Origin of the sequence: Rhizobium sp. AN68, assembly GCF_030758035.1 — a bacterium.
Lineage (GTDB): Bacteria > Pseudomonadota > Alphaproteobacteria > Rhizobiales > Rhizobiaceae > Agrobacterium > Agrobacterium tumefaciens.
In genome coordinates this window covers 1,174,412-1,201,064 of sequence record NZ_JARWMI010000003.1, presented here as the reverse complement: position 1 = coordinate 1,201,064, position 26,653 = coordinate 1,174,412, and the positions used below count along the sequence as shown (strand labels likewise).

The 26,653-nt window shown below is 59.0% G+C and carries 26 protein-coding genes, 1 tRNA gene and 4 pseudogenes; 15 read left to right on the top strand and 16 right to left on the bottom strand.

Features of this window, described 5'->3' with window-relative positions:
* Positions 1-12: 12 nt before the first annotated feature.
* Genes accB through aat form a run of 3 tightly spaced genes read left to right on the top strand, consistent with a single transcriptional unit; the run spans position 13 to position 2,477 of the window.
* The gene (gene accB, locus RBH71_RS18935; RefSeq protein ID WP_003512759.1) at positions 13-498 is read left to right on the top strand and encodes an acetyl-CoA carboxylase biotin carboxyl carrier protein; all 486 of its coding nucleotides are present in this window, start codon (positions 13-15) and stop codon (positions 496-498) included.
* A gap of 12 nt (positions 499-510) precedes the next feature.
* Positions 511-1,857: an acetyl-CoA carboxylase biotin carboxylase subunit gene (gene accC / locus RBH71_RS18930; protein WP_003512758.1), complete on the top strand. Its 1,347-nt coding sequence runs from the start codon at positions 511-513 to the stop codon at positions 1,855-1,857.
* 5 nt (positions 1,858-1,862) lie between these two features.
* On the top strand, positions 1,863-2,477 hold the full coding sequence (gene aat / locus RBH71_RS18925) for a leucyl/phenylalanyl-tRNA--protein transferase (RefSeq protein ID WP_003512757.1): 615 nt from the start codon (positions 1,863-1,865) through the stop codon (positions 2,475-2,477).
* A gap of 16 nt (positions 2,478-2,493) precedes the next feature.
* Here the strand turns inward: aat and RBH71_RS18920 are convergent, their stop codons facing one another.
* The 5 genes and pseudogenes from RBH71_RS18920 to gatB all read right to left on the bottom strand — a co-directional run bounded on the left by RBH71_RS18920 (position 2,494) and on the right by gatB (position 6,220).
* Entirely contained in the window at positions 2,494-2,931 is a 438-nt protein-coding gene (locus tag RBH71_RS18920; RefSeq protein ID WP_003512756.1) for a DUF2155 domain-containing protein, read from the bottom strand.
* A gap of 146 nt (positions 2,932-3,077) precedes the next feature.
* Positions 3,078-3,476: an NADH:ubiquinone oxidoreductase subunit NDUFA12 gene (locus RBH71_RS18915; RefSeq protein ID WP_003512753.1), complete on the bottom strand. Its 399-nt coding sequence runs from the start codon at positions 3,474-3,476 to the stop codon at positions 3,078-3,080.
* A gap of 109 nt (positions 3,477-3,585) precedes the next feature.
* Positions 3,586-4,060, bottom strand: a pseudogene (locus RBH71_RS18910) (GNAT family N-acetyltransferase).
* A complete protein-coding gene (locus tag RBH71_RS18905) occupies positions 4,057-4,554 on the bottom strand; it encodes a GNAT family N-acetyltransferase (protein ID WP_003512751.1) in 498 nt (165 codons plus the stop codon). Before RBH71_RS18905 ends, RBH71_RS18910 begins: the two are co-directional and overlap by 4 nt.
* 159 nt (positions 4,555-4,713) lie before the next feature.
* Positions 4,714-6,220: pseudogene (gene gatB / locus RBH71_RS18900) on the bottom strand (Asp-tRNA(Asn)/Glu-tRNA(Gln) amidotransferase subunit GatB).
* A gap of 151 nt (positions 6,221-6,371) precedes the next feature.
* On the opposite strand from gatB, the gene RBH71_RS18895 reads away from it, so the two are divergent.
* Positions 6,372-6,704, top strand: a complete 333-nt coding sequence (locus tag RBH71_RS18895) for a DUF1294 domain-containing protein (protein WP_323687446.1) — start codon at positions 6,372-6,374, stop codon at positions 6,702-6,704.
* Here RBH71_RS18895 and RBH71_RS18890 read toward each other — a convergent pair.
* On the bottom strand, positions 6,686-7,195 hold the full coding sequence (locus RBH71_RS18890) for a GNAT family N-acetyltransferase (RefSeq protein WP_003512748.1): 510 nt from the start codon (positions 7,193-7,195) through the stop codon (positions 6,686-6,688). The two genes, RBH71_RS18895 and RBH71_RS18890, sit on opposite strands and share 19 nt — an antisense overlap.
* A 239-nt stretch (positions 7,196-7,434) precedes the next feature.
* Between RBH71_RS18890 and RBH71_RS18885 the strand changes: the two genes are divergently transcribed.
* On the top strand, positions 7,435-8,664 hold the full coding sequence (locus RBH71_RS18885) for a hypothetical protein (protein WP_141566653.1): 1,230 nt from the start codon (positions 7,435-7,437) through the stop codon (positions 8,662-8,664).
* A 65-nt stretch (positions 8,665-8,729) separates the two neighbouring features.
* Positions 8,730-8,824: transfer RNA gene (locus tag RBH71_RS18880), tRNA-Arg, on the top strand.
* A 69-nt stretch (positions 8,825-8,893) separates the two neighbouring features.
* On the opposite strand, the pseudogene RBH71_RS26670 reads toward RBH71_RS18880, so the two are convergent.
* Positions 8,894-9,001, bottom strand: a pseudogene (locus RBH71_RS26670) (N-acetyltransferase); the annotation flags it as partial.
* A gap of 233 nt (positions 9,002-9,234) precedes the next feature.
* On the opposite strand from RBH71_RS26670, the gene RBH71_RS18875 reads away from it, so the two are divergent.
* Complete coding sequence (locus RBH71_RS18875) at positions 9,235-9,492, top strand: YjhX family toxin (protein ID WP_323687445.1); 258 nt, start codon at positions 9,235-9,237, stop codon at positions 9,490-9,492.
* A gap of 59 nt (positions 9,493-9,551) precedes the next feature.
* On the opposite strand, the gene gatA is transcribed toward RBH71_RS18875, so the two are convergent.
* From gatA to RBH71_RS18860, 3 genes are all read right to left on the bottom strand, one after another.
* On the bottom strand, positions 9,552-11,033 hold the full coding sequence (gene gatA / locus RBH71_RS18870; protein ID WP_003512742.1) for an Asp-tRNA(Asn)/Glu-tRNA(Gln) amidotransferase subunit GatA: 1,482 nt from the start codon (positions 11,031-11,033) through the stop codon (positions 9,552-9,554).
* A 55-nt stretch (positions 11,034-11,088) separates the two neighbouring features.
* The gene (gene gatC / locus RBH71_RS18865; RefSeq protein ID WP_003512734.1) at positions 11,089-11,376 is read right to left on the bottom strand and encodes an Asp-tRNA(Asn)/Glu-tRNA(Gln) amidotransferase subunit GatC; all 288 of its coding nucleotides are present in this window, start codon (positions 11,374-11,376) and stop codon (positions 11,089-11,091) included.
* A gap of 125 nt (positions 11,377-11,501) precedes the next feature.
* Positions 11,502-12,206 (bottom strand): metal-dependent hydrolase, encoded by a 705-nt coding sequence (locus RBH71_RS18860; protein WP_003512733.1) that lies wholly within the window; start codon positions 12,204-12,206, stop codon positions 11,502-11,504.
* An 84-nt stretch (positions 12,207-12,290) separates the two neighbouring features.
* On the opposite strand from RBH71_RS18860, the gene RBH71_RS18855 reads away from it, so the two are divergent.
* The gene (locus RBH71_RS18855; protein ID WP_003512732.1) at positions 12,291-12,593 is read left to right on the top strand and encodes an alkylphosphonate utilization protein; all 303 of its coding nucleotides are present in this window, start codon (positions 12,291-12,293) and stop codon (positions 12,591-12,593) included.
* 15 nt (positions 12,594-12,608) lie between these two features.
* Positions 12,609-13,088 (top strand): Holliday junction resolvase RuvX, encoded by a 480-nt coding sequence (gene ruvX, locus RBH71_RS18850; RefSeq protein WP_003512731.1) that lies wholly within the window; start codon positions 12,609-12,611, stop codon positions 13,086-13,088.
* On the opposite strand, the gene RBH71_RS18845 is transcribed toward ruvX, so the two are convergent.
* The 5 genes from RBH71_RS18845 to RBH71_RS18825 all read right to left on the bottom strand — a co-directional run bounded on the left by RBH71_RS18845 (position 13,040) and on the right by RBH71_RS18825 (position 16,957).
* The gene (locus tag RBH71_RS18845; protein ID WP_003512730.1) at positions 13,040-13,357 is read right to left on the bottom strand and encodes a DUF6105 family protein; all 318 of its coding nucleotides are present in this window, start codon (positions 13,355-13,357) and stop codon (positions 13,040-13,042) included. The genes ruvX and RBH71_RS18845 overlap by 49 nt on opposite strands.
* Positions 13,354-13,515 (bottom strand): hypothetical protein, encoded by a 162-nt coding sequence (locus RBH71_RS18840; protein WP_013635969.1) that lies wholly within the window; start codon positions 13,513-13,515, stop codon positions 13,354-13,356. Before RBH71_RS18840 ends, RBH71_RS18845 begins: the two co-directional genes overlap by 4 nt.
* A gap of 258 nt (positions 13,516-13,773) precedes the next feature.
* Positions 13,774-14,418, bottom strand: coding sequence for a TetR/AcrR family transcriptional regulator (locus RBH71_RS18835; protein WP_003512728.1), 645 nt, complete (start codon positions 14,416-14,418; stop codon positions 13,774-13,776).
* A gap of 135 nt (positions 14,419-14,553) precedes the next feature.
* Positions 14,554-15,165: a GNAT family N-acetyltransferase gene (locus RBH71_RS18830; protein WP_003512727.1), complete on the bottom strand. Its 612-nt coding sequence runs from the start codon at positions 15,163-15,165 to the stop codon at positions 14,554-14,556.
* A gap of 139 nt (positions 15,166-15,304) precedes the next feature.
* Entirely contained in the window at positions 15,305-16,957 is a 1,653-nt protein-coding gene (locus RBH71_RS18825; RefSeq protein WP_003512726.1) for an acyl-CoA dehydrogenase family protein, read from the bottom strand.
* Between the two features lie 129 nt (positions 16,958-17,086).
* Here RBH71_RS18825 and RBH71_RS18820 point away from each other — a divergent pair, with 129 nt between their 5' ends.
* The 4 genes from RBH71_RS18820 to dprA are packed head-to-tail and all read left to right on the top strand — an operon-like array spanning position 17,087 to position 21,144.
* On the top strand, positions 17,087-18,028 hold the full coding sequence (locus RBH71_RS18820; protein ID WP_003512724.1) for an aspartate carbamoyltransferase catalytic subunit: 942 nt from the start codon (positions 17,087-17,089) through the stop codon (positions 18,026-18,028).
* Positions 18,025-19,317, top strand: coding sequence for a dihydroorotase (locus tag RBH71_RS18815; RefSeq protein WP_003512723.1), 1,293 nt, complete (start codon positions 18,025-18,027; stop codon positions 19,315-19,317). The genes RBH71_RS18820 and RBH71_RS18815 overlap by 4 nt, the downstream gene beginning before the upstream one ends.
* A gap of 48 nt (positions 19,318-19,365) precedes the next feature.
* Positions 19,366-19,983: a glycerol-3-phosphate 1-O-acyltransferase PlsY gene (gene plsY, locus RBH71_RS18810; protein ID WP_003512722.1), complete on the top strand. Its 618-nt coding sequence runs from the start codon at positions 19,366-19,368 to the stop codon at positions 19,981-19,983.
* Positions 19,984-20,004: 21 nt separating this feature from the next.
* Entirely contained in the window at positions 20,005-21,144 is a 1,140-nt protein-coding gene (gene dprA, locus RBH71_RS18805) for a DNA-processing protein DprA (RefSeq protein ID WP_003512721.1), read from the top strand.
* Here dprA and RBH71_RS18800 read toward each other — a convergent pair.
* Positions 21,100-21,330 (bottom strand): annotated as a pseudogene (locus RBH71_RS18800) (hypothetical protein). The gene dprA and the pseudogene RBH71_RS18800 sit on opposite strands and share 45 nt — an antisense overlap.
* Before the next feature lie 258 nt (positions 21,331-21,588).
* On the opposite strand from RBH71_RS18800, the gene topA reads away from it, so the two are divergent.
* On the top strand, positions 21,589-24,273 hold the full coding sequence (topA, locus tag RBH71_RS18795) for a type I DNA topoisomerase (protein WP_003512719.1): 2,685 nt from the start codon (positions 21,589-21,591) through the stop codon (positions 24,271-24,273).
* Positions 24,270-26,624 carry a ribonuclease R gene (gene rnr, locus RBH71_RS18790; RefSeq protein ID WP_003512718.1) on the top strand — a complete coding sequence of 785 codons (2,355 nt, stop codon included), beginning with the start codon at positions 24,270-24,272 and terminating at the stop codon, positions 26,622-26,624. Before topA ends, rnr begins: the two co-directional genes overlap by 4 nt.
* Positions 26,625-26,653 lie beyond the last annotated feature (29 nt).

Below are 26,653 nucleotides of genomic sequence, written 5' to 3'. Positions count from 1 at the left end.
ATAGGGTTTGTCATGTCTGAAAAGAAACAGGGTATCGACAAGGAACTGATCCGCGAGCTCGCGAATATCCTCAACGATACCGACCTTTCGGAAATCGAAGTGGAGCAGGAAGACCTGCGCATCCGCGTTTCCCGCGCCGCTCCGCCCACCACGGTATATGCCGCAGCGCCCACCGGTTACGCAGCACCGGCGCCAGCCCCTGCAGCGGCGGCAGTTGCCGCTCCGGCAGCACCTGCGGTCGCCGCAGCACCTGCCCGCAACCCGGCCAATACCGTTACCTCGCCAATGGTCGGCACGGTTTACCTGTCGCCTGCTCCGGGCGCACGTCCGTTCGTCGAAGTGGGCGCGACCGTCAAGGAAGGCCAGACCATCCTCATCGTCGAAGCCATGAAGACCATGAACCAGATCCCGGCTCCGAAGTCCGGCAAGGTCGTGGAAATCGTCGTCAACGACTCACAGCCCGTGGAGTATGGTGAAGCTCTCGTGGTCATCGAATAAAGGCGGTTCAGCATGGTTTCGAAGATCCTCATAGCCAACCGCGGCGAGATTGCGCTGCGCGTCCTGCGCGCTGCCAAGGAGCTTGGCATTCCGACAGTCGCCGTGCATTCCACCGCAGACGCGGACGCCATGCATGTGCGCCTTGCCGACGAAAGTGTGTGCATCGGCCCACCGCCTTCGCGTGACAGCTACCTCAACATCCACCAGATCGTTGCGGCCTGCGAAATCACCGGTGCGGACGCCGTTCACCCTGGTTACGGCTTCCTGTCGGAAAACGCCAAGTTCGCCGATATCCTCGACGCGCACGGCATTACCTTCATCGGACCGACCGCAGAGCATATCCGCCTTATGGGCGACAAGATCACCGCCAAGCAGACGGCACAGGAACTCGGTATTCCCGTGGTTCCCGGCTCCGACGGCGAAGTGAAGCCCGAGAATGCGCTCGAAATCGCCCGGACGATCGGCTTCCCGGTCCTGATCAAGGCGACGGCAGGCGGCGGCGGTCGCGGCATGAAGGTGGCGAAGACGGAAGCGGATCTCGACGAGGCGGTCTCGACGGCCCGCTCCGAAGCGGCAGCTGCCTTCGGCAACGACGCCGTTTATATGGAAAAATACCTCGGCAAGCCGCGTCATATCGAAGTGCAGGTTTTCGGCGACGGGGACGGCAACGCCATTCATCTTGGCGAACGCGATTGCTCGCTGCAGCGCCGTCACCAGAAGGTGCTGGAAGAGGCGAACTCCCCGGCCCTCACCGTTGAACAGCGCATGAATATCGGCGAAATTTGTGCAAGCGCCATGCGCAAGCTGAAATATCGCGGTGCCGGCACCATCGAGTTCCTTTACGAAAACGGCGAGTTCTATTTCATTGAAATGAACACCCGTCTTCAGGTGGAACATCCAGTCACGGAAGCGATCACCGGCATGGACCTCGTGCAGGAACAGATCAGGGTTGCTTCGGGACAGGGCCTGTCGGTCACGCAGTCGGATATCGAATTCCATGGCCATGCCATCGAATGCCGTATCAATGCCGAGGACCCGCGCACATTCGTTCCCTCCCCCGGCACGTTGACCTATTTCCATACGCCGGGCGGCCTTGGCGTGCGCGTCGATTCGGGTGCCTATCAGGGCTACAAGATCCCGCCTTATTACGACAGCATGATCGGCAAGCTTATCGTTCACGGTCGCGACCGTGACGAATGCATCCGCCGTCTGCGCCGGGCACTGGACGAGTTCGTCGTCGACGGCATCAAGACCACGCTCCCGCTTTTCCAGGATCTTCTTCAGAACGAAGATATCCTCAGCGGCAATTACGACATTCACTGGCTGGAAAAATACCTGGCCGGTGATGCGTCTCACTAAGAGATATGGTTGGGCGGCGCAGCAAAAATAACGGCATAACCGTCGATATATTGCTGCGCGCCTATTCCGCCGGCCTGTTTCCGATGGCCGATTCGGCTGACGATCCCGAGCTTTTCTGGGTCGAGCCGGAAATACGCGGCATCATTCCGCTCAACGATTTCCACATTTCCAAAAGCCTCGCCAAGGCGATGCGCAAGAAGCCGTTCGAGATACGCTTCAATACCGCTTTCGAAGCGGTGATGGCAGGATGTGCGGCTGAAGCGCCGGACAGGCCGAGCACCTGGATCAACGCCACAATTCGCAAACTCTACACCGAACTGCACCAGATCGGCCATGCCCATAGTGTCGAGGCGTGGGATGGCAAGGAACTTGTCGGCGGACTTTACGGCGTATCGCTTGGGGCCGCATTCTTCGGCGAGAGCATGTTTTCCCGCCGCACCAACGCCTCGAAAATTTGCCTCGTGCATCTGGTGGAGCGGCTGAGAGCAAGCGGTTTCGTGTTGCTCGACACTCAATTCACCACCGAGCATCTGAAGACATTCGGCGCGATCGACGTGCCGAAGCAGCAATACGCGAAAATGCTCGATCAGGCCGTCAACCAGCCAGACCTGCAATTCTAAAAATCATAACGTAACGTTATTTGCTTGCCGTTGAGGGAGCGGGAACTTCGGAGTCCTGCTTGCAGCCAGTCAGCCATACGTCGTAGATCGGGTGCTCGACGGCATTGAGGCCGGGGCTGTCGGCGAACATCCAGCCAGTGAAAATCCGCTTTATCTTGCGGTCGAGAGTAATTTCATCCACCTCGATGAAAGCATCGATCTTCTGGGCTTCCGTCTGGTCGCGCGAGTAACAGACCTTAGGCGTCACCTGGAGCGCGCCGAACTGAACCGTTTCGTCGATATAGACATCGAAAGACGTAATGCGGCCGGTGATCTTGTCGATGCCGGAAAACACTGCCACGCGGTTTTCAAGACGGGCGGCGGAGACGGGCGATACGAGGATGACAGCAGAGATCGCTGCAAACAGCGAGACTGTCAGCGCACGCAAAGAACGATCCCGCGTGAATATCCTCATACGATATGTCTCCAAAAAATTGCCTGTGTCGGGACGACGACCGGATCAACGCGTAAGGGCGGAATGTGGCAAAAACCGGTGAGGTCGTGTGCTAAGCGCGGCGTTTTGCACAACACCGCGCATCGCAATGCTCATTTTTCCCCTGCTCAGTTGCCGGGGGTCCAGGCGTCGTAGTCGCCGGTTACGCGTGGACGCTCGCCTGCGACCGCCAGCGATCCCTGTGGGCGATAGGCCTTGGATGTGCCGGTAAGGTTGGCCTGATGCGCCTTCTGCCATTCCCGGGGAACGTATGTTTCCTGGGTCGGCGGCACGTCGGTGCGGTAGTGCATCCAGCCATGCCAGCCGGGCGGAATGGCCGAAGCTTCAGCATAACCGTTATAGATCACCCAACGGCGCGGCATGCCCCAGGAGGTGGTGCCGCCTTCGTAATAGGTGTTGCCCAACTCGTCCTGTCCGACCTTCTTGCCGAAACGCCAGGTGTGAAACCGCGTTCCGATCGTCTGGCCGTTCCACCAGGTGAAGATTTGCGTCAGGAGAGTCTTCATTATGCGTTCCTCGGGCTTGAATGCGCCGCAGCGATTTTCCGTGCACGGCACAAGACAAGCTTATGCCGCCCCTCACGGCGATTGTCCAGTATTTCCCGATATATCCGCGCTATTTCAGCTTCATCCTGAAACCGAAATGCCGCTTCTCGAAACCCAGCCGCTCGTAAAAGCGATGGGCATCGAGCCTCGCCACGTTGGAGGTGAGCTGCACGGCTTTCATGCCCTTGGCGCGCGCTTCATCAAGGCAATAGTTGATCATGACCGCACCGATGCCACGGCCGCGCATGTCGGGCCGCGTCTGCACCGCTTCAATCACCATGGATTTGGCGCCGCGCCCGATAAGCTTGGTCAGGATGGCCGTCTGGAAAGTGCCGACGATCTCGCCGTCCAGTTCCGCCACGTAAAGCGTCTCGGTGGGGGACGCCTCGATATCGCGGAAGGCCGCGAGATAGTCCGGCAGCGCCGATTCTGTCGGTCGTATCGCCGTGGCCTCCGATTTCGTCAGCGGCATAGATGGCCGCGAGTGCGGGAACATCCTCTTGCCGTGCCGCGCGGATTACCAGCGTATCTAATGTCGCATTCATCGTTTCAGGCTCTTTTCCATGACGATACCGGGAAAACCATCGATACCCGCCATGCGCTCGATTCGGTCAACCTCGGTAAATCCGACGCCTTCATAAAAGGCTATTGCGACAGTATTTTTGGGCTCCACTTCCAGACGCATGATTTCCGCATCCGGAAAGCAGGTTTCAAGCTCGGCGAAGAGATCGCGGCCGACCCCCTGACGCTGGAATTCGGGCCCGACATAAAGCTGGTGCAACAGGGCCGTCTTGCTCATCTTCGCAGACATGGAAGCATATGCCATACCGCCGATCTGCCGGCCATTATCGGCCACCAGAAATTCGCCGCCCTTTTTCTCGATGCGGTCCTTCATGGCCTGTGGCGAATGCCATGCGGCAATCAGCTCCTTCACCTTGTCTGCGCCGTAGATCGCGTCATAGGTCGCATGCCAGGTGGTAGCCAGAAGCGCCCGGACCGGCTCGATATCGCGCTGGCTTGCCGTGCGTATAAAAAACATGATGTTTGCTCCGTCTCGAAACAGAAATGCCGGGCGTGATCCCGGCATAAATCAATGTCAGTCCCAGTGCTCGACGTCATCCTCGGGCTTATGCCGAGAATGACGGATGAGAACTTGCTACTTCAATGCCTTTGTACAGGCACGGGAAGCAGCGTCCGCTTACTCGTCCTCGATGCCGAGCTTGGCCTTCACCAGCGCCTGCACGGCCTGCGGGTTGGCCTTGCCGCCCGTCGCCTTCATGACCTGGCCGACGAACCAGCCGGCAAGCGCCGGCTTCGCCTTCACCTTCTCGACCTGATCTGGGTTGGCGGCGATGATCTCGTCCACGGCCTTTTCGATGGCGCCGGTATCCGTCACCTGCTTCATGCCGCGCGTCTCGACGATTTCGGCCGGGTTGCCGCCCTCGTTCCAGACGATTTCGAACACATCCTTGGCGATCTTGCCGGAAATGGTCTCTGCCTTGATGAGATCGATAATGCCGCCCAGCTGTTCGGGAGAAACCGGCGTCGTCTCGATGTCCTTGCCTGATTTGTTCAGCGCACCGAGAAGATCATTGATGACCCAGTTGGCGGCGGCCTTCGGGTCGCGGCCGGCAGCAACCGACTCGTAATAATCGGCGATCGCCTTTTCCGAAACGAGGATCGAGGCGTCGTAGACCGACAGGCCAAGATCGGCGACGAAACGGGCTTTCTTGTCATCAGGCAGTTCCGGCAGATCGACCTTCAGCGCCTCGACGAAAGCATCGTCGAATTCGAGCGGCAGCAGGTCCGGATCAGGGAAATAGCGATAGTCATGCGCGTCTTCCTTGGAGCGCATGGAACGCGTCTCGCCCTTGCCGGGATCGAACAGGCGAGTTTCCTGATCGATGACACCGCCGTCTTCGAGAATGGCGATCTGGCGGCGCGCCTCATATTCGATGGCCTGGCCGACGAAGCGGATGGAGTTGACGTTCTTGATCTCGCAGCGCGTGCCGAAACCTTCGCCGGGACGGCGCACGGAGACGTTGACGTCGGCGCGCATCGAGCCTTCGTCCATGTTGCCGTCGCAGGTGCCGAGATAACGCACGATGGACCGCAGCTTGGTGAGATAGGCCTTTGCCTCATCTGACGAGCGCATGTCGGGCTTGGAGACGATTTCCATCAGCGCCACGCCCGAACGGTTCAGGTCCACGAAGGACATGGTCGGGTGCTGGTCGTGCATGGACTTGCCAGCGTCCTGCTCCAGATGCAGGCGCTCGATGCCGATCTCGATATCCTCGAAATTGCCCTGACGATCCGGACCCAGCGAAATCGTGATGATGCCCTCACCGACGATCGGGTCCTTGAACTGCGAAATCTGGTAGCCCTGCGGCAAATCCGGATAGAAATAGTTCTTGCGGTCGAAGATCGAACGGTTGTTGATCTTGGCCTTCAGGCCGAGACCGGTGCGCACCGCCTGCTTGACGCATTCCTCGTTGATGACGGGAAGCATGCCGGGCATGGCGGCGTCCACCAGCGACACGTTGGAGTTCGGCGCATTGCCGAAAGTGGTCGAAGCGCCGGAAAACAGCTTGGAATTGGAGAGAACCTGCGCATGCACCTCCAGGCCGATCACGATTTCCCAATCGCCGGTGGCGCCGGGAATGAAGCGTTTCGGGTCGGGGGGTGCGCACGTCTACAAGGGTCATATGAAGCTCACGATATACGGGTTCTTTGGCCTTGGTGGGTAGAACAAATGGAGCGCGGGCGCAAGACATCTTGCACCCTGTCGCGCCAGGCACCGGATTTTCGCCGAAACCGGATACGCGTTTTTTACGGTTCTCAGTTTCTATTCACGTCATGACCATGATCGCTCTCTGCTTCATGACCTATATGGCCTTCAATCTTTTCGTCTTTCTTGTCTATTGGTGGGACAAGGAGGCCGCAAGAAAGGGTGGCTGGCGCATTCGGGAAAGTACTCTGTTATTGCTTGCTTTCATTGGCGGCAGCTTGGGCGCAGTCTCGGCTCAACAACTGATGCGCCACAAAACCCGCAAGGAACCCTTCCGCAGCATCCTGATATCCATCGTAATTTTACAGGTGGGCCTTGTCGCGTCCCTTGCCATCATGCCGGACTGGCCGATACGGCTTGTAACCGGCCTGCAGACGCTCTCTCAGAACCCCGGCCCATAAAGGCCGCTCTCGACCTCGACCAGCTGCTTTTGCAGGCCGACGGATTGCACGTCGCGATCAAGCTTCGGCGCATAGGAGACGGAAAGCCAGTGGACGCTATAACCGTGATGACGGAAAAAGGCGACCGCCGGTTCGTTCTGCGCATGGGTTTCAAGCCGGATGGTTTCGAAATCACGTTGCAATATCTGCCGTTCGATATCCGCAAGCAGGAGGCTGCCTATACCCCTGCGCTGAAAATCCGGATCGATCCAGAAATCGGAAATCGCCTCGTTGAAATGTTCCCGTGCCGCCCATCCGGCAACCGCGCCCCCGAACTCGGCCACGCGGATGGCAAGCCAGGACGAGCGGGTGAAATTGGAAAAGGCACTGGCTGCGTTATCGTAAAGCGTCGCGGTAATGCCGAGCGCCGTTGTGGCCTGCCGCCACGCCCTGAGGCCGATGGCTGCCAGAACCTCCGCTTCCTGCTCCTGCGCATTGCGAATGACGATCAAGCCGCACCCTCCATGGCCGACCGAAGTAAAGCATCGGTCGCGCGATTCGGCCAGTGCGGCCTTGATGAGTACCAGCGTGTGCCTGTGATCGACTAAGGAGCCTTAAAAAACACACTTAGAGCGAAGACTCCCATGAAGTAACGATGTCTACCTTTTTTATTAGAATCCCTCTTCATGGCTTGAAGGTTCGAGGCTAACATTCTTGGTTGTTGTTATGAACGGAATGGCGAGAAAAGGCTGTGCTTCAAAGAATCTTTCCTTATCTCCGATCAGGGGAGAAAATTCCCCACAATCTGATGCTCGACGCTCTAAATCAAATTACGGACGGCTTGTTTACTGACAAGCGTCGTGCCGTGGCCAGCTCCCTCTCTGAAACAGCCGGTCAATATCTGCCAGATGAACATCTCTTAGATTTCATCAGCGCAAAAATAAATCAAAGTGATCTTACAACAATCATCAACGAGAGAAAAATCTTCATCGCTAGACTGCAGGACTTACTCCCATCCATTGTCCAGATTTTAGATTTGATAGATTTTGCCAATATCAGTTCGGCCGTTCATCAAATAAATGACTGTTGCCGGGACTATCCGTCGGTCATGGTGTCTGAATACTCAAGTAAGAAGCGAAAGAAAATCCTACGTGACATTAACACCCTGATAACTCAAACTAATGAGTTGGAGAGCCTACTCGATCAAGCCGCTCGTCATATCGACATTCAATATGCACACCACAAAACTGCGCTGCATCAAGTATTGAATGACAGCACCTATTATCCAATCCGTCACATCGAGGAGTTGCGCGGAGAACTAAAGGTGTTGCGTTTTGCCGCCGAGCTGACTCGTTATGAGGATGAGAATGGCGGGACAGCGTTTTATGTAGGAGACAACAAAGGGCGGACCCACATCGTAGAGTGCGCATACCGCCTTTCCCTTCAATTTCAGTCACCCGAATTTGTCACGACACCCGGGTCATCATTCTCAATTCTATGCAGTTTGATATTTGAACTCGCGAGTGGCATATCCGATGAGAGCTTGGCGGGAGCGATAAACAGATTTGCTCGTAGTGAACTGAGAGTGGAGATAGATCGGGACGAGATAATTTCTCGCTACGAGAACAGCGATGAAGGAATGCGAGAGCGAGAGGCCGATAACTTTGCTGACGTGAAGCAGCGTATTAAGGAGCTCTCAAAATCTGAAGAATTCTGGAGAAAAATGATGTCCGCTCGTGAGTGGGATAAGTTTTCTGAGAGCCAAATAGCATTACGTCTCGTCGACGTTTTAGAGCAACGGGAAAAGGCAACTCTCACCCATGGACCTCATTTGGTTTGGGCAAGCCAAATAAGCCCATCGACAAGACAATCATATATGGATGAATTGCTAGACCATGAGCAGCAAAGGTTGAAACTGGCGATAGAAGTCGGGCAACAGAAACGTCGGGCGAATTTATCGACCCGCTTTTCGGAAAAATAACAAATCTGCGTCAACATCGTAGAACGCAGTCGGGGTATATCTCGAACGTGCCTGAGACGGCATGTCGCGGTGTAGCGCAATGGATAGCGCACTTGCTTTCTACGACAAGATTTACCCCTTGCCGGGCAAGAGGTTGCGGGTTCGGATCCTGCCACTGCGGCTTAATCCATTCGCTCTGCGTTAATGGCTTTCTCATCGAACCGCTTACAACGTCTCGACAATTTGTCGTATCCACATCGATCCAGAAATAGGAAATCGCCTCGTTGAAATGTTCCCGTGCCGCCCATCTGGCAACCGCCCCGCTAGACTCCGCCACCCGGACGGCAAGCCAGGCCGAACACATCGCGAAGGCACCGGTCGGTGACACGCGCCGGACTTGACCGCACCGGTCTCGCCCGCTAACCAAAAAGAGCAAACAAGGAGCTTTTATGTTCGCTCAATCGGAGTCCCGGTAACGGCCCTGCCCGCAAGTTTCTTGCGCGCCGGGCCATGATGAAACCGACCTGGATGCCTTAACGGCACCCGGACTTGTTTTCATGCGTCTAGAAGACGCCGACCGGATTTCCGACAATGGACATTTCCCGCGCCGAACAGCGCGTTCTTCACCTGCTCGCCCAGGGCGGCAGCATCGAACTCGTTCGAGACGACCATCACAAAATCGAAAAACTCGCGCTCTATACGCGCGACGGCTGGATTTTCAGCGGCCTCGATCTCCTCACCTTCCGCAAACTGAAACGGAAGAGAGCCATCGCCTCGTCAGGCGGCAAGCCTTACCGCATCACGACGCGTGGCTTGGAACTCGTACGGGGTGAGCTGGACAATCGATAAAAACAAACGGGCGGCACTTGATGCCGCCCGTGACAATTATAGAGCTTTTGTTCAGCCGCTTACCACCACTTGGCGGGGGTGAACTTGCCGGCAGCCTGCTCGATGGCATGCGCCGTCTTGAAGAGCGTCTCTTCTTCGAAAGGCTTGCCGATGAGCTGCAAGCCGAGCGGCAGGCCCTTGCCGTCCAGGCCGGCAGGCACCGAGAGGCCAGGAAGACCGGCCATGTTGACCGTGATGGTGAAGACGTCCTGGAGGTACATCTTCACGGGATCGGAAGCGAGTTCCTCATCACCGACAGCGAAGGCGGATGACGGGGTAATCGGCGCCAGAATGGCGTCGACGCCCTCATGGAAGACGTTTTCGAAATCGCGCTTGATCAGCGTGCGGACCTTTTGCGCCTTCAGGTAATAGGCGTCGTAATAACCGGCTGAAAGCACGTAGGTGCCGACCATGATACGGCGCTGCACTTCCTTGCCGAAACCGGCTGCACGGCTCTTCTCGTACATGTCGGCAATGTCCTTGCCGTCCACGCGCAGGCCGTAACGTACGCCGTCATAACGAGCGAGGTTGGACGAAGCTTCCGCGGGCGCGACGATGTAATAGGCAGGAAGCGCGTATTTGGTGTGCGGCAGCGAGATATCGACCACTTCGGCACCGGCATCGCGCAGCCATTCGACGCCCTTTGCCCAGAGCTTTTCGATTTCTTCCGGCATGCCATCGACGCGATATTCCCTGGGGATACCGATCTTCAGGCCCTTGAGCGACTGGCCGATGGCCTTTTCGTAATCCGGCACCGGCAGGTCGACGGAGGTCGTATCCTTTGCGTCAACGCTCGCCATCGTCTTCAACAGGATAGCGGCGTCGCGCACGTCACGGGCGATCGGGCCGGCCTGATCGAGCGAGGAAGCATAAGCAACGATGCCGTAACGCGAGCAACGGCCATAAGTAGGCTTGATGCCGACGGTGCCGGTAAAGGCCGCCGGCTGGCGGATGGAGCCGCCGGTGTCGGTTGCCGTGGCGCCGGCGCACAGATGCGCGGCAACGGCTGCGGCCGAACCGCCGGAGGAACCACCGGGCACCAGCTTCTGCTCGGAGCCATTGGCGCGCCAGGGGTTGATGGCCGGACCGTACCAGGAGCTTTCGTTGGACGAGCCCATGGCGAACTCGTCCATGTTGAGCTTGCCGAGCATGACGGCGCCCTGGTCCCAAAGGTTCTGGGTGACGGTCGATTCGTATTTCGGCTTGAAGCCATCGAGAACATGCGAACACGCCTGCGTGTGCACGTCACGGGTGGCGAAAAGGTCTTTCACGCCAAGCGGAACGCCTTCCAGCTCGCCCGCCGCGCCTGCGGCGATGCGGCCATCGGAGGCTTTCGCCATGTCGCGCGCTTTTTCAGGCGTCAAGGCAACATAGGCGTTCAGCGCGCCGTTGGCGGCGTCGATGGCGGCAATATAGGCGTCGGTCAGCTCGAGGGCGGAAAACTCTTTCGCCTTGAGCTTTTCGCGGGCTTCGGCAATGGTCAGGCTCGTCAGGTCGGTCATGGTCGGCAACGGCTTTCGAAATCTTGAAAAAATCGGGCGGCAAACGGCGGTCGGATTACTCGACCACTTTCGGAACCATGAAGAAGTCCCGGTCTGTAGCAGGCGCATTGGCGACGATGTCTTCCGCCTTGTTGCCGTCGGTGACGACGTCGGCACGCTTTTTCATATCCACGGGGGTAACGGAGGTCATCGGCTCGACGCCGTCAACATTCACTTCCGAAAGCTGCTCCACGAAACCGAGTATGCCGTTCAACTGGCCAAGCATATTTTGTGCTTCGTCTTCAGTAACAGCGATACGGGCAAGGCGCGCAACGCGCTTTACGGTGGCGAGATCGACGGACATGGTTCTACTCCGGTCAGAATTTTCCTAACCGCTATAATCACCATGTCCGCCATTCGCAACGGTAGAAAGCATGTCGCGTAAAACTGTGTAGCGGTTTTGCTGTAGCGACATGCGTCAGCAAAATGTCAGAAGGACAGTATTTCGCCCGGCTTCGGCGTGTGGACGCGCGCATCCGAGCCTTCCATGCCGGCCACGAACTTCTCCGGCGTCTGGTCAACGATCGGGAAGGAACCGTAGTGGCAGGGAATGACGTTGGCGAATTTGAAAAAGCGCTGGCAGGCGAGTGCAGCCACCGCACCACCCATGGTGAAGCGGTCGCCGATTGGCACGAGACCGATATCCGGCTGGTGCAATTCGTTGATGAGCTTCATGTCGGAGAAAATATCCGTATCGCCCATATGGTAGACGGCCGGACCGTCTTCGAAATGCAGCATCAGGCCATTGGCGTTGCCGAGTGAATGGGAAACGCCATCCTCGGTGATCTGAGCGGACGAATGCAGTGCATTGGTGAAGGTTACGGAAAAACCGTCGAAATGTACCGTGCCGCCGGTATTACCCATATCGACCTTCGCCACGCCCTTGGTGGAAAGCCAGGCGGCGAGATCGGCATTGGCAAGCACCGTCGCGCCCGTTTCGCGAGCAAGCTGGACGGTATCCCCCACATGATCGCCGTGGCCGTGGGTCAGGAGAATATGGGTGATGCCTTCAGCCGCGCTTTTCGCATCCTGTCCGGCAAAACCGGGATTGCCGGTGAAAAACGGATCGATAAGGATCTTCGCGCTGCCGTTTTCAAGGCGGAAGGCGGAATGGCCGAGCCAGGTGATTTTCATGGGAAGTTCTCCTTTGTATTGCCCGTATATTATGACATAGGACGGCTTGAACAACCGCACTACCGATATTTCAGAGAGGCGACAATGGCCGCGGATAATGACGATTACGTGTATGACGAGGCGACCGGCGAATGGCGGCCTGCGTCTGAGCTGGCCGCAGAAGCTTTGCGCGCGAACGAAGTGCGCGATGCGGCAGGCAACGTGCTTGCGGATGGTGACCAGGTAACGCTGATCAAGGATCTGAAGGTCAAAGGCACCAATACGGTCATCAAGCAGGGCACTGTCATCAAATCGATCCGCCTGACCGGAAATCCGGAAGAAATCGATTGCAGGCACGAGACGGTTAAGGGTCTGGTGCTGCGCACCGAATTCGTCCGCAAAAGATAAGGGACAGCGTACGATATGGCGATACTTACCATCGAGGAGCTCGCGGAAACGCTTCAGCCGGCACAGGCGATTGCGGGCCTCGACCTTGGGACGAAAACCATCGGACTTGCCATGTCGGACCTGTCGCGGCGCTTCGCCACGCCGCGCCCCGTCATCAAACGGGTCAAATTCACTCGGGATGCCGAGGTGCTGCTGGCCTTTGCCGAAAAGGAAAAGGTATCCGCTTTCATCATCGGCCTGCCCATAAACATGGATGGATCGGCCGGACCACGCGCTCAAGCAACACGCGCCTTCGTTCGTACCATGGGGGAAAAAACCGCCCTGCCCTTCATTTTCTGGGATGAACGGCTTTCAACGGTCGCCGCCGAACGTGTGCTTCTGGAAATGGATGTCTCACGCGCCAAACGGGCCGAACGCATCGATTCGGCAGCCGCAAGCTTCATTCTTCAGGGCGCGCTGGACAGGCTTTCGGCACTCGCCCGCGCAACGGGCTGACGTCCCTGCCACCAATTGGCAATCTGTTTTCGCTTGCGGAAAGCAAGGATCGCAAAAACGATCAGGCTGTCGACCGCTATGGCGCGCGCGACCAGCGGCGGCAGGCTTTCCGGCGGCAGGCCGAGGATATTGCCGTAAATCTGGAATACCAGATCATGCGTCTGGCGCGTCAGCATGAAGAAGCCGAAGCTCAAGTCGTAATAGGATAGCCAGTACCAGCTGCCGAGCAATGCAACGGGACCGGCCCAGAGGATCAAAAACCACTTCATGCAGTCTGCTCCCGCGTGAAAATCGTATCGGGAATGCCAGCAAGCACCGCCCAGCGCACCAGAGCCATCAGGCAAAGGTTAAACGCTGGCGCGTCAATATCCAACGGCAGCATAGCAAAAAACGTCATCATGACGCCCAAAGCTGTCCAGCGGCTCACTTGCGGCTCCCTTATACGCAGTCATTGCGCATGGTTAACATTGTGTTAATTCACACTGGACCGGTAGCCATGGCTAAGCAAATGAAAGCTGTCGGTATGGTTAACGATGGCGGGTCCGGCTGTGGAAAACACCCCTCACGAAGCCAACGGCATGCGATGCCGCAAGGTTGCCGGACCGCTGAAAACATGGTTGATTTTTCGTCAAATAACGGCCGATTTTGTTAAGGCGACCGTCTCGCCCGGCTCGTTACGCCGCGCTCAGCCGTAAACGCCGCGCACCAGTCTTTTGACGGCGGTTGCAATCTTGTCCCAGTCCTTGTCCGACTTCAACGGCACGCCGGCGAACTGGCCGCTGGTGGCGGCGGAAATCACGAGATGCTGGATGGCGGCGAACAACACGGCATTGACGGCTGCGGTATCTACGCCCTTGGGTGCTGCCAGCGATCCGCGCATGCGCTCCAGCCATTTGCCAAGCGATTTGGCACGGGCTTCGGCAAGCTGCCTGACCTGCGGCGAGCCATCCGACACTTCCCAGGCAATGATCTTGCAGACGAGAGGATCGCTGCGCAGCGCATCCATGAAATAAAGCGCCAGCTTTTCCATGAGATCGCCATAGGTCAACAGGAACATGCCGCCGGTATCTTCAGGAATACGGTCCTTCACCCAGGATCCGAGATCCTCGCCGATCGCCTCGATCAACCCTTCCAAACCGCCGAAATAACGGTAGATCAGCTGCTTGTCGCATCCGGCGCGGCGGGCAACGGCATTGATGCCAAAACCCTGAAAGCCCTCTTCGGCCAGAAGCGACCGGGCCGCCTCAAAAATCGCCTTTTCGGTCGCAGCGCGATCCTTGATGCGCTTTTCCGGCTTGTCGGCTGAAATCACCTCTGCGGTCGCCAGCATGCTTCCCTACCCGTCTTTTAAAAGGCCTGACCCAACGGGTTAACAAAGCATGAAGACAAGGACAATGCAGCGCAGCAGCTGGGGAGAAGGTTCCTGTGGATGAATGAAGATCGAAGACCCGTACCCCGCAAATAATCACTCCAGCGCCATTCCAAACCACACGGTGCCTGGTGTGTCATGGGTTTCGAGACGTTTGAAGCCGCGAGTTTCCCAAAAGCGAATACCCGCCTGGTTGCGCTCGCTGGCGCCGAGGTGGATGCCATAGACGTTGTTTTGTCTCGCCATATCGAGCCAGCGCGACAAAAGCCGCGTGCCGCCGCCCTTGCCCTGTGTGCGTGGCAGAAGGTTCAGGTGGATATGGGCCGGAAACGGATCGGTCAGCCAGGTTGGCGTGTGGCGCGGGTGGTGGATGAAATGTGCACGGCGCTGATCGGCGTCCCATGTTTGCTGATCGCCAACGGGGTCGGGATAAAGGGCGCGCAGATGCGGCCACCACTCACGCTCCAGCCGCTCATCATGCAAGGCGGTATCGAGCGCGCCGGCGATGTAACCGCAGACACCCTCTTCGTCTTCTGCCACAAAAACGGCATCGGGCCACAGATGCAGATAAGGCACGGAATAAATATGCCCCACCATGCGGCCATCGCGATAAAGCGGGGTGGCATCCTGCCCGGCATCGCCGGTGGCAAGACTGATGGCGTAGAGCGCCTCTTCATCTTCAGGACGGGCGGAGCGGAAGGTCAGCATCTGCTATCGACCCCCATCTCCATGCCCGCACACGCGCCCACCGACTGAAAGACAGAAATACGCCCCACGCCAACGCCTTTTCTCAAATCCGATACCCCTCCCACAGGGACTGCAACAACAGCCTTCCACCCTTTATCGGTCAGGACGCGGGCGGATACAATAAATCGATTATATAATTCGGATCAAAGCGAGAATCGAGCATGCCGTAAGTATGTCGCCAACCACCCGCCAGACGGGTTTCGAGGAAGGCGTCTGCGATCTTGCCGGCGCCGAGCCGGCAAAGTTCGGCGGCAGCGGCGGCGAGTGCGAATTGCTCCACCAGCAGGCGGGCGGCACCCTCATCGCGTTCGGCAAGCGCGATTGCGGCGCGCAGCACATCCGTGGTCTTTTTGCCGGCGGGTCCGAGATCGCGCTCCAGCGTCTGGAAAACGAGATCGAACAGATCCTTGCCGCGCTGAAGAACACGCAGCACATCCAGCGCCATGACGTTGCCGGAGCCTTCCCAGATGGCATTGACCGGCGCTTCGCGGTAGTGGCGGGCAATCGGCCGTTCTTCCACATATCCATTACCGCCAAGGCACTCCATCGCCTCGTAGATCAACGCCGGCGCGATCTTGCAGCACCAGTATTTCACAATCGGCGTCATCACCCGCGCATAGGCCGCCTCGGCGGCATTGTTGCGGGCGGCATCGAATGCCGATGCCAGCCGGAAGGAGAGTGCCGTTGCGGCTGCGACATCCAGCGCCATATCGGCGAGAACGCGCGTCATGATCGGCTGGCTGACCAGCGTCTTGCCGAAGACGGAACGGCCGCGTGCGAAATGCACGGCTTCGGCGAGCGAAGCGCGCATCATGCCTGATGATGCCAAAGCGCAGTCGAGCCGCGTCAGCGTCACCATGTCGAGAATGGTGCGCACACCGCTGCCAGGTTCACCCAGAAGATAACCGAAAGCATCGGTGAACTCGACTTCGGCGGAGGCGTTGGAGCGGTTGCCTAGCTTGTCCTTCAGGCGCTGGAAGTGCAGGCCGTTCGCGGAACCGTCTTCCAGATAACGCGGCACCAGGAAACAGCCCATGCCGTCGCCCATCTGCGCCAGCATGACGAAACCGTCGCTCATCGGCGCGGACAGGAACCATTTGTGGCCGGACAAGCGATAGATGCCCTCGCCCACCCGCTCCGCCGTGCTGCGGTTGGCGCGCACATCCGTGCCGCCCTGCTTTTCCGTCATGCCCATGCCGACGGTGACGGCGGTTTTCTGCAAGGCCGGCTTCTGCGAGGAATCATATTTCCGCGACAGTATCTTCGGCACCCATTCCTTCTGCACACGCGACGAGGTCATGATGGCGGCAACGGAGGCGCTGGTCATGGTCAACGGGCACAGATGCCCGGCCTCGAGCTGCGCGGTCAGATAAAATTTGGTGGCGCGCGCCTTGTGTTCGTTGCCGCGCGTCTCAGCCGCATTTTCCCAGACGCTGGAATGAAGACCCGATGACATGGAACGGCGCATCAGTGCGTGCCATGCGGGATGGAACTCAACCTGATCGAGACGTTCGCCGCGCGGGCCATGCGTGTGCAGCTGCGGCACGCCCTGATTGGCCATGCGCGCCAGTTCCTGCGCTTCGTGCGAGGTGACGTAACGGCCGAGCTGGTCGAACTCGTCTCTCAGATTGCGTGACAGGCCGGATGTGAGGTCGACGATCAGCGGATCGGAACGATAGGCATTGATACCGGACCATAGGCTAGGCTGGTTTAGTTCGGCGAGCGATTCTTCTGTCCGGTTCATGCCTGTCATTCGCATCCTTCTATCGGGATTCGTGCTTTATTGCGTGTATATGCCAAAACCCGGCTTATCGCATGCTTGCCCGCAAAGCCACCTGTCTTTATAGACCCGTTGACTATTGCGACCCGGAGGACAATTTCCATGGTCTATTTTCCCCACCGCCATCTCCTCGGCATAAAGGGGCTTTCCCATCAGGATATAACCCTGCTTCTCGACAAGGCCGACGAAGCGGTGAAAATCAGCCGTCAGCGCGAGAAAAAAACCTCGACGCTTCGGGGCCTCACGCAGATCAACCTGTTCTTCGAAGCTTCGACCCGGACACAATCCTCCTTCGAACTTGCCGGAAAACGGCTTGGCGCCGATGTGATGAACATGTCGGTCAGCAATTCCTCGGTGAAGAAGGGCGAAACGCTGATCGACACGGCGATGACGCTGAACGCCATGCGCCCCGATGTGCTGATCGTGCGTCACTCCTCGGCCGGTGCCGCAGCCCTTCTCGCGCAGAAGGTTGCCTGCTCCGTGGTCAATGCCGGCGACGGCCAGCATGAACACCCGACGCAGGCCCTTCTCGACGCGCTGACCATTCGCCGCGCCAAGGGTGATCTTTCGGGAATAACGGTGGCGATCTGCGGCGACGTACTGCATTCGCGCGTTGCCCGCTCCAACATCATCCTGCTCAACCAGATGGGCGCGCGCGTGCGCGTCGTGGCTCCCGCAACGCTTCTTCCCTCCGGTATCCGCGACATGAGCGTCGAGGTCTTCCATGACATGAAGGAAGGCTTGAAGAACGCCGATGTTGTGATGATGCTGCGCCTGCAGCGCGAGCGCATGTCCGGCTCCTTCGTGCCTTCGGTGCGCGAATATTTCCACTATTACGGTCTCGATGCCGAAAAGTTGAAGGCAGCGAAAGAAGACGCGCTGGTCATGCATCCCGGCCCGATGAACCGTGGCGTGGAAATCTCATCCGAAGTGGCTGATGGTCCGCAGAGCGTCATCGAAAGCCAGGTGGAAATGGGGGTTGCCGTGCGCATGGCTGTCATGGAAACCCTGCTTGTCTCGCAAAATCAGGGTGAGCGCGTATGAGTGCCGTGACCGTTCTCAAAAACCTTCGCATCGTTGATCCCTCCCGCAATCTGGACGAGGTGGGCAGCATCGTCATCGGTGCCGACGGCACGATCCTCGCCTCCGGCGGGCAGGCACACAACCAGGGTGTGCCCGAGGGTGCGACGGTTCGCGACTGCAAGGGGCTGCTGGCCGTTCCCGGTCTGGTGGATGCCCGCGTCTTTGTCGGTGAGCCGGGTGGCGAACACCGTGAAACCATCGAATCCGCTTCCCGCGCGGCAGCGGCCGGCGGCGTCACCAGCATCATCGTCATGCCGGACACCGACCCCGTTATCGACGACATTGCGCTGGTAGAATATGTGAAAAAGGCGGCACGCGACAAGGCGCTCGTCAATGTGCATCCCGCCGCAGCCCTGACCAAGGGCCTCAACGGCGAGGAAATGACCGAGATCGGCATGCTGAAGGAAGCCGGTGCGGTTGCCTTCACCAATGGCCGCAGGGCGCTTTCCGACACGCTGGTGCTGCGCCGCGCCATGACCTATGCGCGCGAATTGGGTGCGGTGATTGCACTTGAGACCCGCGACAAATATATCGGCGGCGGCGACATGAACGAGGGGCTTTTCGCAAGCTGGCTCGGTCTGTCCGGAATCCCCAAGGAGGCCGAGATCATTCCGCTGGAGCGCGACCTGCGCATTGCCGGTCTGACGCAAGCGATCTATCACGCCGCCAAGATTTCCGTGCCGGAGTCGGCAGAAGCGATCCGTCTTGCCCGGCAGCGGGGCGTCAAGGCGACCTGCGGCATCTCGATCAACCATCTGACGCTGAACGAGAACGATATCGGCGAATACCGTACCTTCTTCAAGCTCTCACCTCCCTTGCGCGCCGAAGACGACCGCAAGGCCATGGTCGAGGCGCTGAAGGATGGCACGATCGACATCATCGTTTCCTCGCACGACCCGCAGGACGTGGACACCAAGCGCCTGCCCTTTTCGGATGCGGCAAGCGGTGCGGTGGGGCTGGAAACCATGCTGGCGGCGGCGCTTCGCCTTCACCATAGCGGCGAGGTTCCGCTGATGCGGCTGATCGATGCGCTTTCCACCCGCCCGGCGAAAATCTTCGGACTGGATGCGGGAACGCTTAATGCCGGCGCGAAGGCTGATATCACGCTGATCGACCTGGACGAGCCTTGGCTGGTTGCAAGAGATCAACTGGTGTCGAAATCCAAGAATACGCCGTTTGAGGATGCCCGTTTCAGCGGCCGCGCTGTCGCCACTTATGTGGCTGGCAAAGCGGTTCATTCCTTGGCATAAGATCACGGGCATGGGATCACGCAGGCGCGCGACGAGAGGGAACGTTGAATGAGTGCTTTGACTGACTGGCAGACGGCGCCTGCCCTTCTCGCGCTTGCGGCGCTGATTGGCTATCTATTCGGCTCGATACCCTTCGGCCTGCTTCTTACCCGCATGGCGGGGCTGGGCGATGTGCGCAAGATTGGTTCCGGCAATATTGGCGCCACTAATGTGCTGCGCACCGGCAACAAGAAGCTCGCCGCAGCGACATTGCTGCTTGATGCGCTGAAGGGCACCGCCGCAGTGCTCGTCGCCAATGCGCTCTGGGGTTACGAGGCGTCGCTGGTTGCCGGTTTCTTTGCCTTTCTCGGCCATCTGTTTCCGGTGTGGCTCGGTTTCAAGGGCGGCAAGGGCGTGGCGACCTATATCGGCGTGCTTTTAGGCGCTGCCCCCCTGATGATGCTGGCTTTTGCGCTGATCTGGCTCGCAACCGCGTTCATCACCCGGTATTCCTCGCTGTCGGCGCTGGTTGCCATGCTTGTGATCCCGGTCGCCCTCTGGATAGTCGGGCCTGAAAAGACGGCGCTTCTGGTAACGTTGCTGAGCGTGATTTCCTGGTGGAAACACCGGGAAAACATCGCACGGCTTCTGGCCGGCACGGAAAGCAGGATCGGGCAAAAGGGCTAAGGCAAGCTTTAAGGATAAGTCATGCCGCATGAGGAAACGACACGGCAGGGCATAGAGCTTTCCGCGCGGCAGCGGGTCGCATGGCTTCGGCTGATCCGCAGCGACAATATCGGCCCCGTCACCTTCCGCGAACTCATCAATCATTTTGGCAGCGCTGAAAAAGCGCTCTCTGCCCTGCCCGAGCTTTCAAGGCGCGGCGGTTCATTGCGCAGTCCGCGCATTGCCACACAGGCGGAAGCGGAAGGCGAAATCGAAACGGCTGAAAGATTCGGCGCTCGCTTCGTCGGCATCGGTGAGCCGGACTACCCGCCTGCCCTGCGACAGCTCGACGGCGCGCCGCCACTGATCGCCATGAAGGGATCAGCATCCACCGCAACAAGACCTTGCGTCGGCATCGTCGGATCACGCAACGCCTCCATCAACGGCGCGAAATTCGCCGCGATGCTGGCGCGCGATTGCGGTCGTGCGGGCTATACGATCGCTTCCGGGCTGGCGCGCGGCATCGATGCGGCAGCGCACCGGGCAAGCCTTGCAACCGGCACGGTGGCCATGCTGGCGGGCGGTCTCGACCGTCCCTACCCTCAGGAAAATTTTGGGCTCTTGCAGGACATCTACGAACAGGGTGGCGCGACGATCAGCGAAATGCCCTTCGGCTGGGAGCCACGCGCGCGGGATTTCCCCCGCCGCAACCGGCTGATATCAGGCGTCTCGCTCGGCATCGTCATAGTGGAAGCGGCGGAACGATCCGGTTCGCTGATCACGGCGCGGCTTGCCGGCGAAGCGGGACGGCTGGTTTTCGCCGTGCCAGGCTCCCCACTCGATGCGCGCTGCGAAGGCACCAACCGGCTGATCAAGGAAGGCGCGATGCTGACCACAGGGGCGGCCGATATTCTCGATGCGCTACGACCGCTGATGGAACCGCGATTGCCCTATGACCGCAAGGTCGAGGAACCACGATCCGATGCGGAAATGTCACCGCCCGGAGATGACGAGCGCAGCATCGTTGCCGCCGCTCTCGGGCACTCGCCCGTCGAAACGGACGATATCATTCGCCACACGGGTTTTTCCGCGGCCACGGTTCACATGGTGCTGCTGGAACTCGATATTGCCGGGCGGTTAAACCGGCACGCCGGGGGGCGGGTTTCGCTCCTCGCGGATTGAAAGCTTACGCCGCCCGCTCTGGATATCGCCGACTTCCACATAGGCCATTTAAATCAGATAGCACAGCATGTCGGCGCCCTCGCGATTGGCGACGAGCCTCAGTTCCGCGAGCATCTGGCGAATGTAAGCCAAGTTCTCTCTGGTCCCTTCATTATCGGCATTATTGTTTGTTGCGTTCGGGACCATATATCTATCCTGGAATTTCAACCTGAAACAAAGATCATTACGTCAATTCAAATCATGTTGGTCACTATAACAAATTTACCAAAGATTGCAATACAACGGCAGATTATCCATAGGTTGCAATTGCCTTGGAGCGATAAAATCGGGCTTGCCTCTTGACCCGCGCGCATTACCTGTCCATGTCGAATTATAAAGAAGGCGAATTGCGGCATTATGCCGTGATCCGGCTATGTTAACGGACCAGTTCCAGAGAAAAACAATATGAATGTCGTCGTCGTAGAATCTCCTGCCAAAGCCAAGACGATCAACAAGTATCTTGGTCCGGGCTACAAGGTTCTTGCATCCTTTGGCCACGTCCGGGACCTTCCTGCCAAGGACGGATCTGTGCTGCCCGACCAGGACTTCGAAATGTCCTGGGAGGTCGATAGCGCATCCGCCAAGCGCATGAAGGACATTGCCGACGCGGTGAAATCCTCCGACGGCCTGTTTCTCGCAACCGACCCGGATCGCGAGGGTGAAGCGATTTCCTGGCATGTGCTTGATCTCTTGAAGAAGAAGCGCGTTCTCGGCGACAAGCCGGTGAAGCGCGTGGTCTTCAACGCCATCACCAAAAAGGCGGTACTGGACGCGATGGCGAACCCGCGCGACATCGACGTGCCGCTGGTCGATGCCTATCTTGCCCGCCGTGCGCTGGATTATCTCGTCGGTTTCAACCTGTCGCCGGTTTTGTGGCGCAAGCTGCCGGGCGCCCGTTCCGCCGGCCGCGTGCAGTCCGTTTCGCTGCGTCTCGTCTGCGACCGCGAAGCCGAGATCGAGCGTTTCGTCTCCGAGGAATACTGGAACATCAGCGCGCTGTTGAAGACACCGCGCGGTGACGAGTTCGAGGCGAAGCTGGTTTCCGCCGATGGCAAGAAGCTGCAAGGCCGTTCGATCAAGACAGGAGATGACGCCAACCGCCTGAAGGCGCTCCTGGAAGGCGCGACCTATATTGTCGATACGGTCGAGGCGAAACCCGTCAAGCGCAATCCCGGCCCGCCCTTCACCACCTCGACGCTGCAGCAGGCTGCCTCCTCGCGCATGGGCTTTTCGGCCTCGCGCACCATGCAGGTGGCCCAGAAGCTTTATGAAGGTATCGACATCGGCGGCGAAACCGTTGGTTTGATCACCTATATGCGTACCGACGGCGTGCAGATGGCGCCGGAAGCGATCGATGCCGCACGCCGCGCCATCGGCGAGCAGTTCGGCGACCGCTATGTGCCGGAAAAAGCACGCTTCTACTCAACCAAGGCAAAGAACGCGCAGGAAGCGCACGAAGCTATCCGTCCGACCGATTTTAACCGCACGCCTGATCAGGTGAAGCGTTACCTCGATGCCGACCAGTTGCGTCTTTACGACCTGATCTGGAAGCGCGGCATTGCGAGCCAGATGGCATCTGCCGAAATCGAACGTACCACGGTGGAAATCCTTGCCGACAAGGACGGTGAAAAGGCCGGGCTTCGTGCCGTCGGTTCCGTCATCCGCTTCGACGGCTTCATTGCCGCCTATACCGACCAGAAAGAAGATGGCGAGCAGAGCGACGACGGTGACGATGAAGGCCGCCTGCCGCAGATCAATGCGCGCGAGAACCTCGCCAAGCAGAAGATCAACGCCAGCCAGCACTTCACCGAGCCGCCGCCGCGTTATTCGGAAGCATCGCTCATCAAGAAGATGGAAGAACTCGGCATCGGCCGTCCTTCCACCTATGCGGCGACACTGAAGACGCTAAGCGACCGCGAATATATCATCATCGACAAGCGCAAGCTCATTCCCCATTCGCGCGGACGGCTGGTGACGGCTTTCCTCGAAAGCTTCTTTGCCAAATATGTCGAATACGACTTCACCGCCGATCTGGAAGAAAAGCTCGACCGCATTTCCGCGGGCGAACTGGACTGGAAGCAGGTGCTGCGTGATTTCTGGAAGGATTTCTTCGCGCAGATCGAAGATACCAAGGAATTGCGCGTTACCAACGTGCTGGATGCGCTCAATGAAGTTCTGGCCCCGCTGGTCTTCCCCAAGCGTGAGGACGGCTCCGATCCGCGCATCTGTCAGGTTTGCGGCACCGGCAACCTTTCGCTGAAGCTCGGCAAATATGGCGCTTTCGTCGGTTGCTCCAATTATCCGGAGTGCAACTTCACCCGCCAGCTCACGTCCGATGGCTCGGAAGCCGAAGCTTCCGTATCCAACGAGCCGAAAGCGCTGGGTGCCGATCCGATGACCGGCGAGGAGTTGACGCTTCGGTCTGGCCGTTTCGGCCCGTACATCCAGCGCGGCGATGGCAAGGAAGCCAAGCGCTCCTCGCTGCCCAAGGGCTGGAAGCCTGAGGACATTGACCACGAAAAGGCGCTGGCGCTCATCAACCTGCCGCGCGATATCGGCAAGCACCCCGAAACCGGCAAGATGATTTCCGCCGGGCTTGGCCGCTACGGACCCTTTCTGTTGCATGACGGTTCCTATGCGAACCTCGAAAGCATCGAAGACGTGTTCTCGATCGGCCTCAACCGTGCCGTTACCGTCATTGCCGAGAAGCAGAGCAAGGGACCGGGGCGCGGCCGCAACGGCACGCCTGCGGCGCTGAAGGAACTGGGTGATCACCCCGATGGCGGCCCGATCACCGTCCGCGACGGGCGTTACGGCGCTTACGTCAACTGGGGCAAAGTTAACGCCACCATTCCAAAGGGGCAGGATCCGACCTCCGTGACGCTGGACGAATCGCTGGTGCTGATTGCCGAGCGCATCGCCAAGACCGGAACCGGCGGCAAACCCGCCAAGGCCAAGAAACCTGCTGCCAAGAAGGCCGATGGCGACACAGCCGCAAAGCCGAAGGCGACAAAAGCCAAGGCCGCAACGAAAAGCAAGACGGCTGCCAAGCCGAAGGCCGCAGCCAAACCCAAGAAGGCAGAATCGTGAGCAAGGCGCCGCGTCAGAGACAGGGTTCCGCCAGCGACGGCTTCGGACGTACCGGGCGCGGCAAGCGGGCAAATGAAGGTGAAGGCATCATCCATGGCGAGGTGCCTTCCCGCGAAGTGCTGCTGAAATTCATCGCCGAGCATCCGCAGCAGGCCTCCAAGCGCGAAATCGCCAAGGCTTTCGGGCTGAAAGGCGACGACCGCGTTGTGCTCAAGGCACTGCTAAAGGAGCTTGAAACCGATGGCATGGTGCAGAAGAGCCGCAAGACGCTGACGCGACCGGGTGGCCTGCCGCCGGTGACGGTTCTCGACATCACCACCCGCGACAAGGACGGCGAATTGATCGGCCGGCCTGCCGAATGGCCTGAAGATCAGGGCGCGGCCCCCGCCGTGCTCATCCGCCAGTCCTCGCAGGATCGCAGTAAGAAAGCCCCTGCCGCCGGTCTCGGCGATCGCATTCTGGCAAAAATATTCCCTTCAAAGGACAGCGTCGGCCCGGCCTACACGGCCCGCGTCGTCAAGCTGATCGACCGTCGTCAGAACGCGCTGCTTGGCGTGTTCAAGGAAACGGAAGGCGGCGGCGGACGCCTGATGCCGATCGACCGGCGCGGCGAGGAAATGGTCATCGACCCCGAGGGTGTGGGCGATGCCAAGGACGGCGACCTGATCGAGGTGGAAACCTCGCGCAACAGCGGTCGTTACGGCCTGACACGCGCAAAGGTTCTTTCGGTGGTCGGCTCAGTCGCCTCGGAGAAAGCGATCTCGATGATCGCGATCCATGCCCACGGTATTCCGCACATCTTCCCGCCGAATGTTCTGGCCGAGGCGGATGCCGCAAAACCCGCGACCATGTCGCACCGTGAAGACTGGCGCGACCTGCCGCTGATCACGATCGATCCGGCCGACGCCAAGGACCATGACGACGCGGTCTATGCCGAACTCGACCCTTCGCCCGACAATCCTGATGGAGTGATTGTCACCGTCGCCATCGCCGACGTGTCCTGGTATGTGCGATCAGGCGCACCGCTCGACCGCGAGGCGCTGAAGCGTGGTAACTCCGTCTATTTCCCTGATCGTGTCGTGCCGATGCTGCCGGAACGCATCTCCAACGACCTCTGCTCGCTGAAGGAAGGCGTCGACCGCCCTGCCCTTGCTGTGCGGATGACGTTCTCGAAGGAAGGCCGCAAGGCGAGCCACACTTTCCATCGCATCATGATGAAGAGTGCCGCCAAGCTCTCCTACCAGCAGGCGCAGGCCGCAATCGACGGCCGCCCGGACGACAAGACCGGCACGCTGCTGGAGCCAATCCTGAAGCCGCTGTGGCACGCCTATGCCGTGATGAAGCGCGGCCGCGATCGCCGCCAGCCGCTGGAACTCGACATGCCGGAGCGCAAGATCCAGCTCAGGCCCGACGGCACGGTGGACAAGGTCGTCATTCCCGAACGCCTCGACGCGCACAAGCTGATCGAGGAAATGATGATCCAGGCGAACGTCGCCGCCGCAGAGACCCTGGAAAAGAAAAAGCAACGGCTGGTCTACCGCGTGCATGACGCCCCCACACTTACCAAGCAGGAAGTGCTGCGCGAATTCCTCGGCACCATCGGCATTTCCATGGCCAAGGGTGTCGCGATGCGCGCCAATTCCTTCAACGGCATTCTGGCGCGCGCACTCGACACGCCGCACCAGATCATGGTCAACGAGATGGTGCTGCGCAGCCAGAGCCAGGCGATCTACAGCCCGGAAAATATCGGCCATTTCGGCCTCAACCTGATGAAGTACGCGCATTTCACCTCACCGATCCGGCGTTATGCCGACCTGATCGTGCATCGGGCGCTGGTGGGATCGCTAGGCCTCGGCGAAGGCGGCATCACCCCGCAGGAAGAGGCGACGCTTGACGATATCGCCGCCGAAATCTCGACCTTCGAGCGCCGCGCCATGGCCGCAGAGCGCGACACCATCAACCGGCTGATCGCGCACCATCTTTCCGAGCGCGTCGGTGAGGAGTTCGATGGCCGCGTCGCGGGTGTCACCAAGGCGGGACTATTTGTCGCGCTGCCGCAGTTTGGCGCCGACGGGTTTGTTCCTATATCTACACTTGGAACCGACTATTTCCTCTACGACGAAGCCCATCAGGCTCTGACGGGGGAAAAGACGGGTCTCGGTTATCAACTCGGCGATACGGTTCAGGTGCGGCTTGCAGAAGCGGTACCCTTGGCTGGTGCGCTGCGGTTTGAAATGCTGAGCCCGGGGCGCAAGATGCCGGTCGGCTCGCGGTCGTTCCACAAGGCAGGCCGGCGGACATCACGTCCTTCCGCCAAGCCGGGAACAAGGCCGCCGAGAGGACGTCGGTAACAAGACCGCGTCAAGCGGTTAAGACAAAC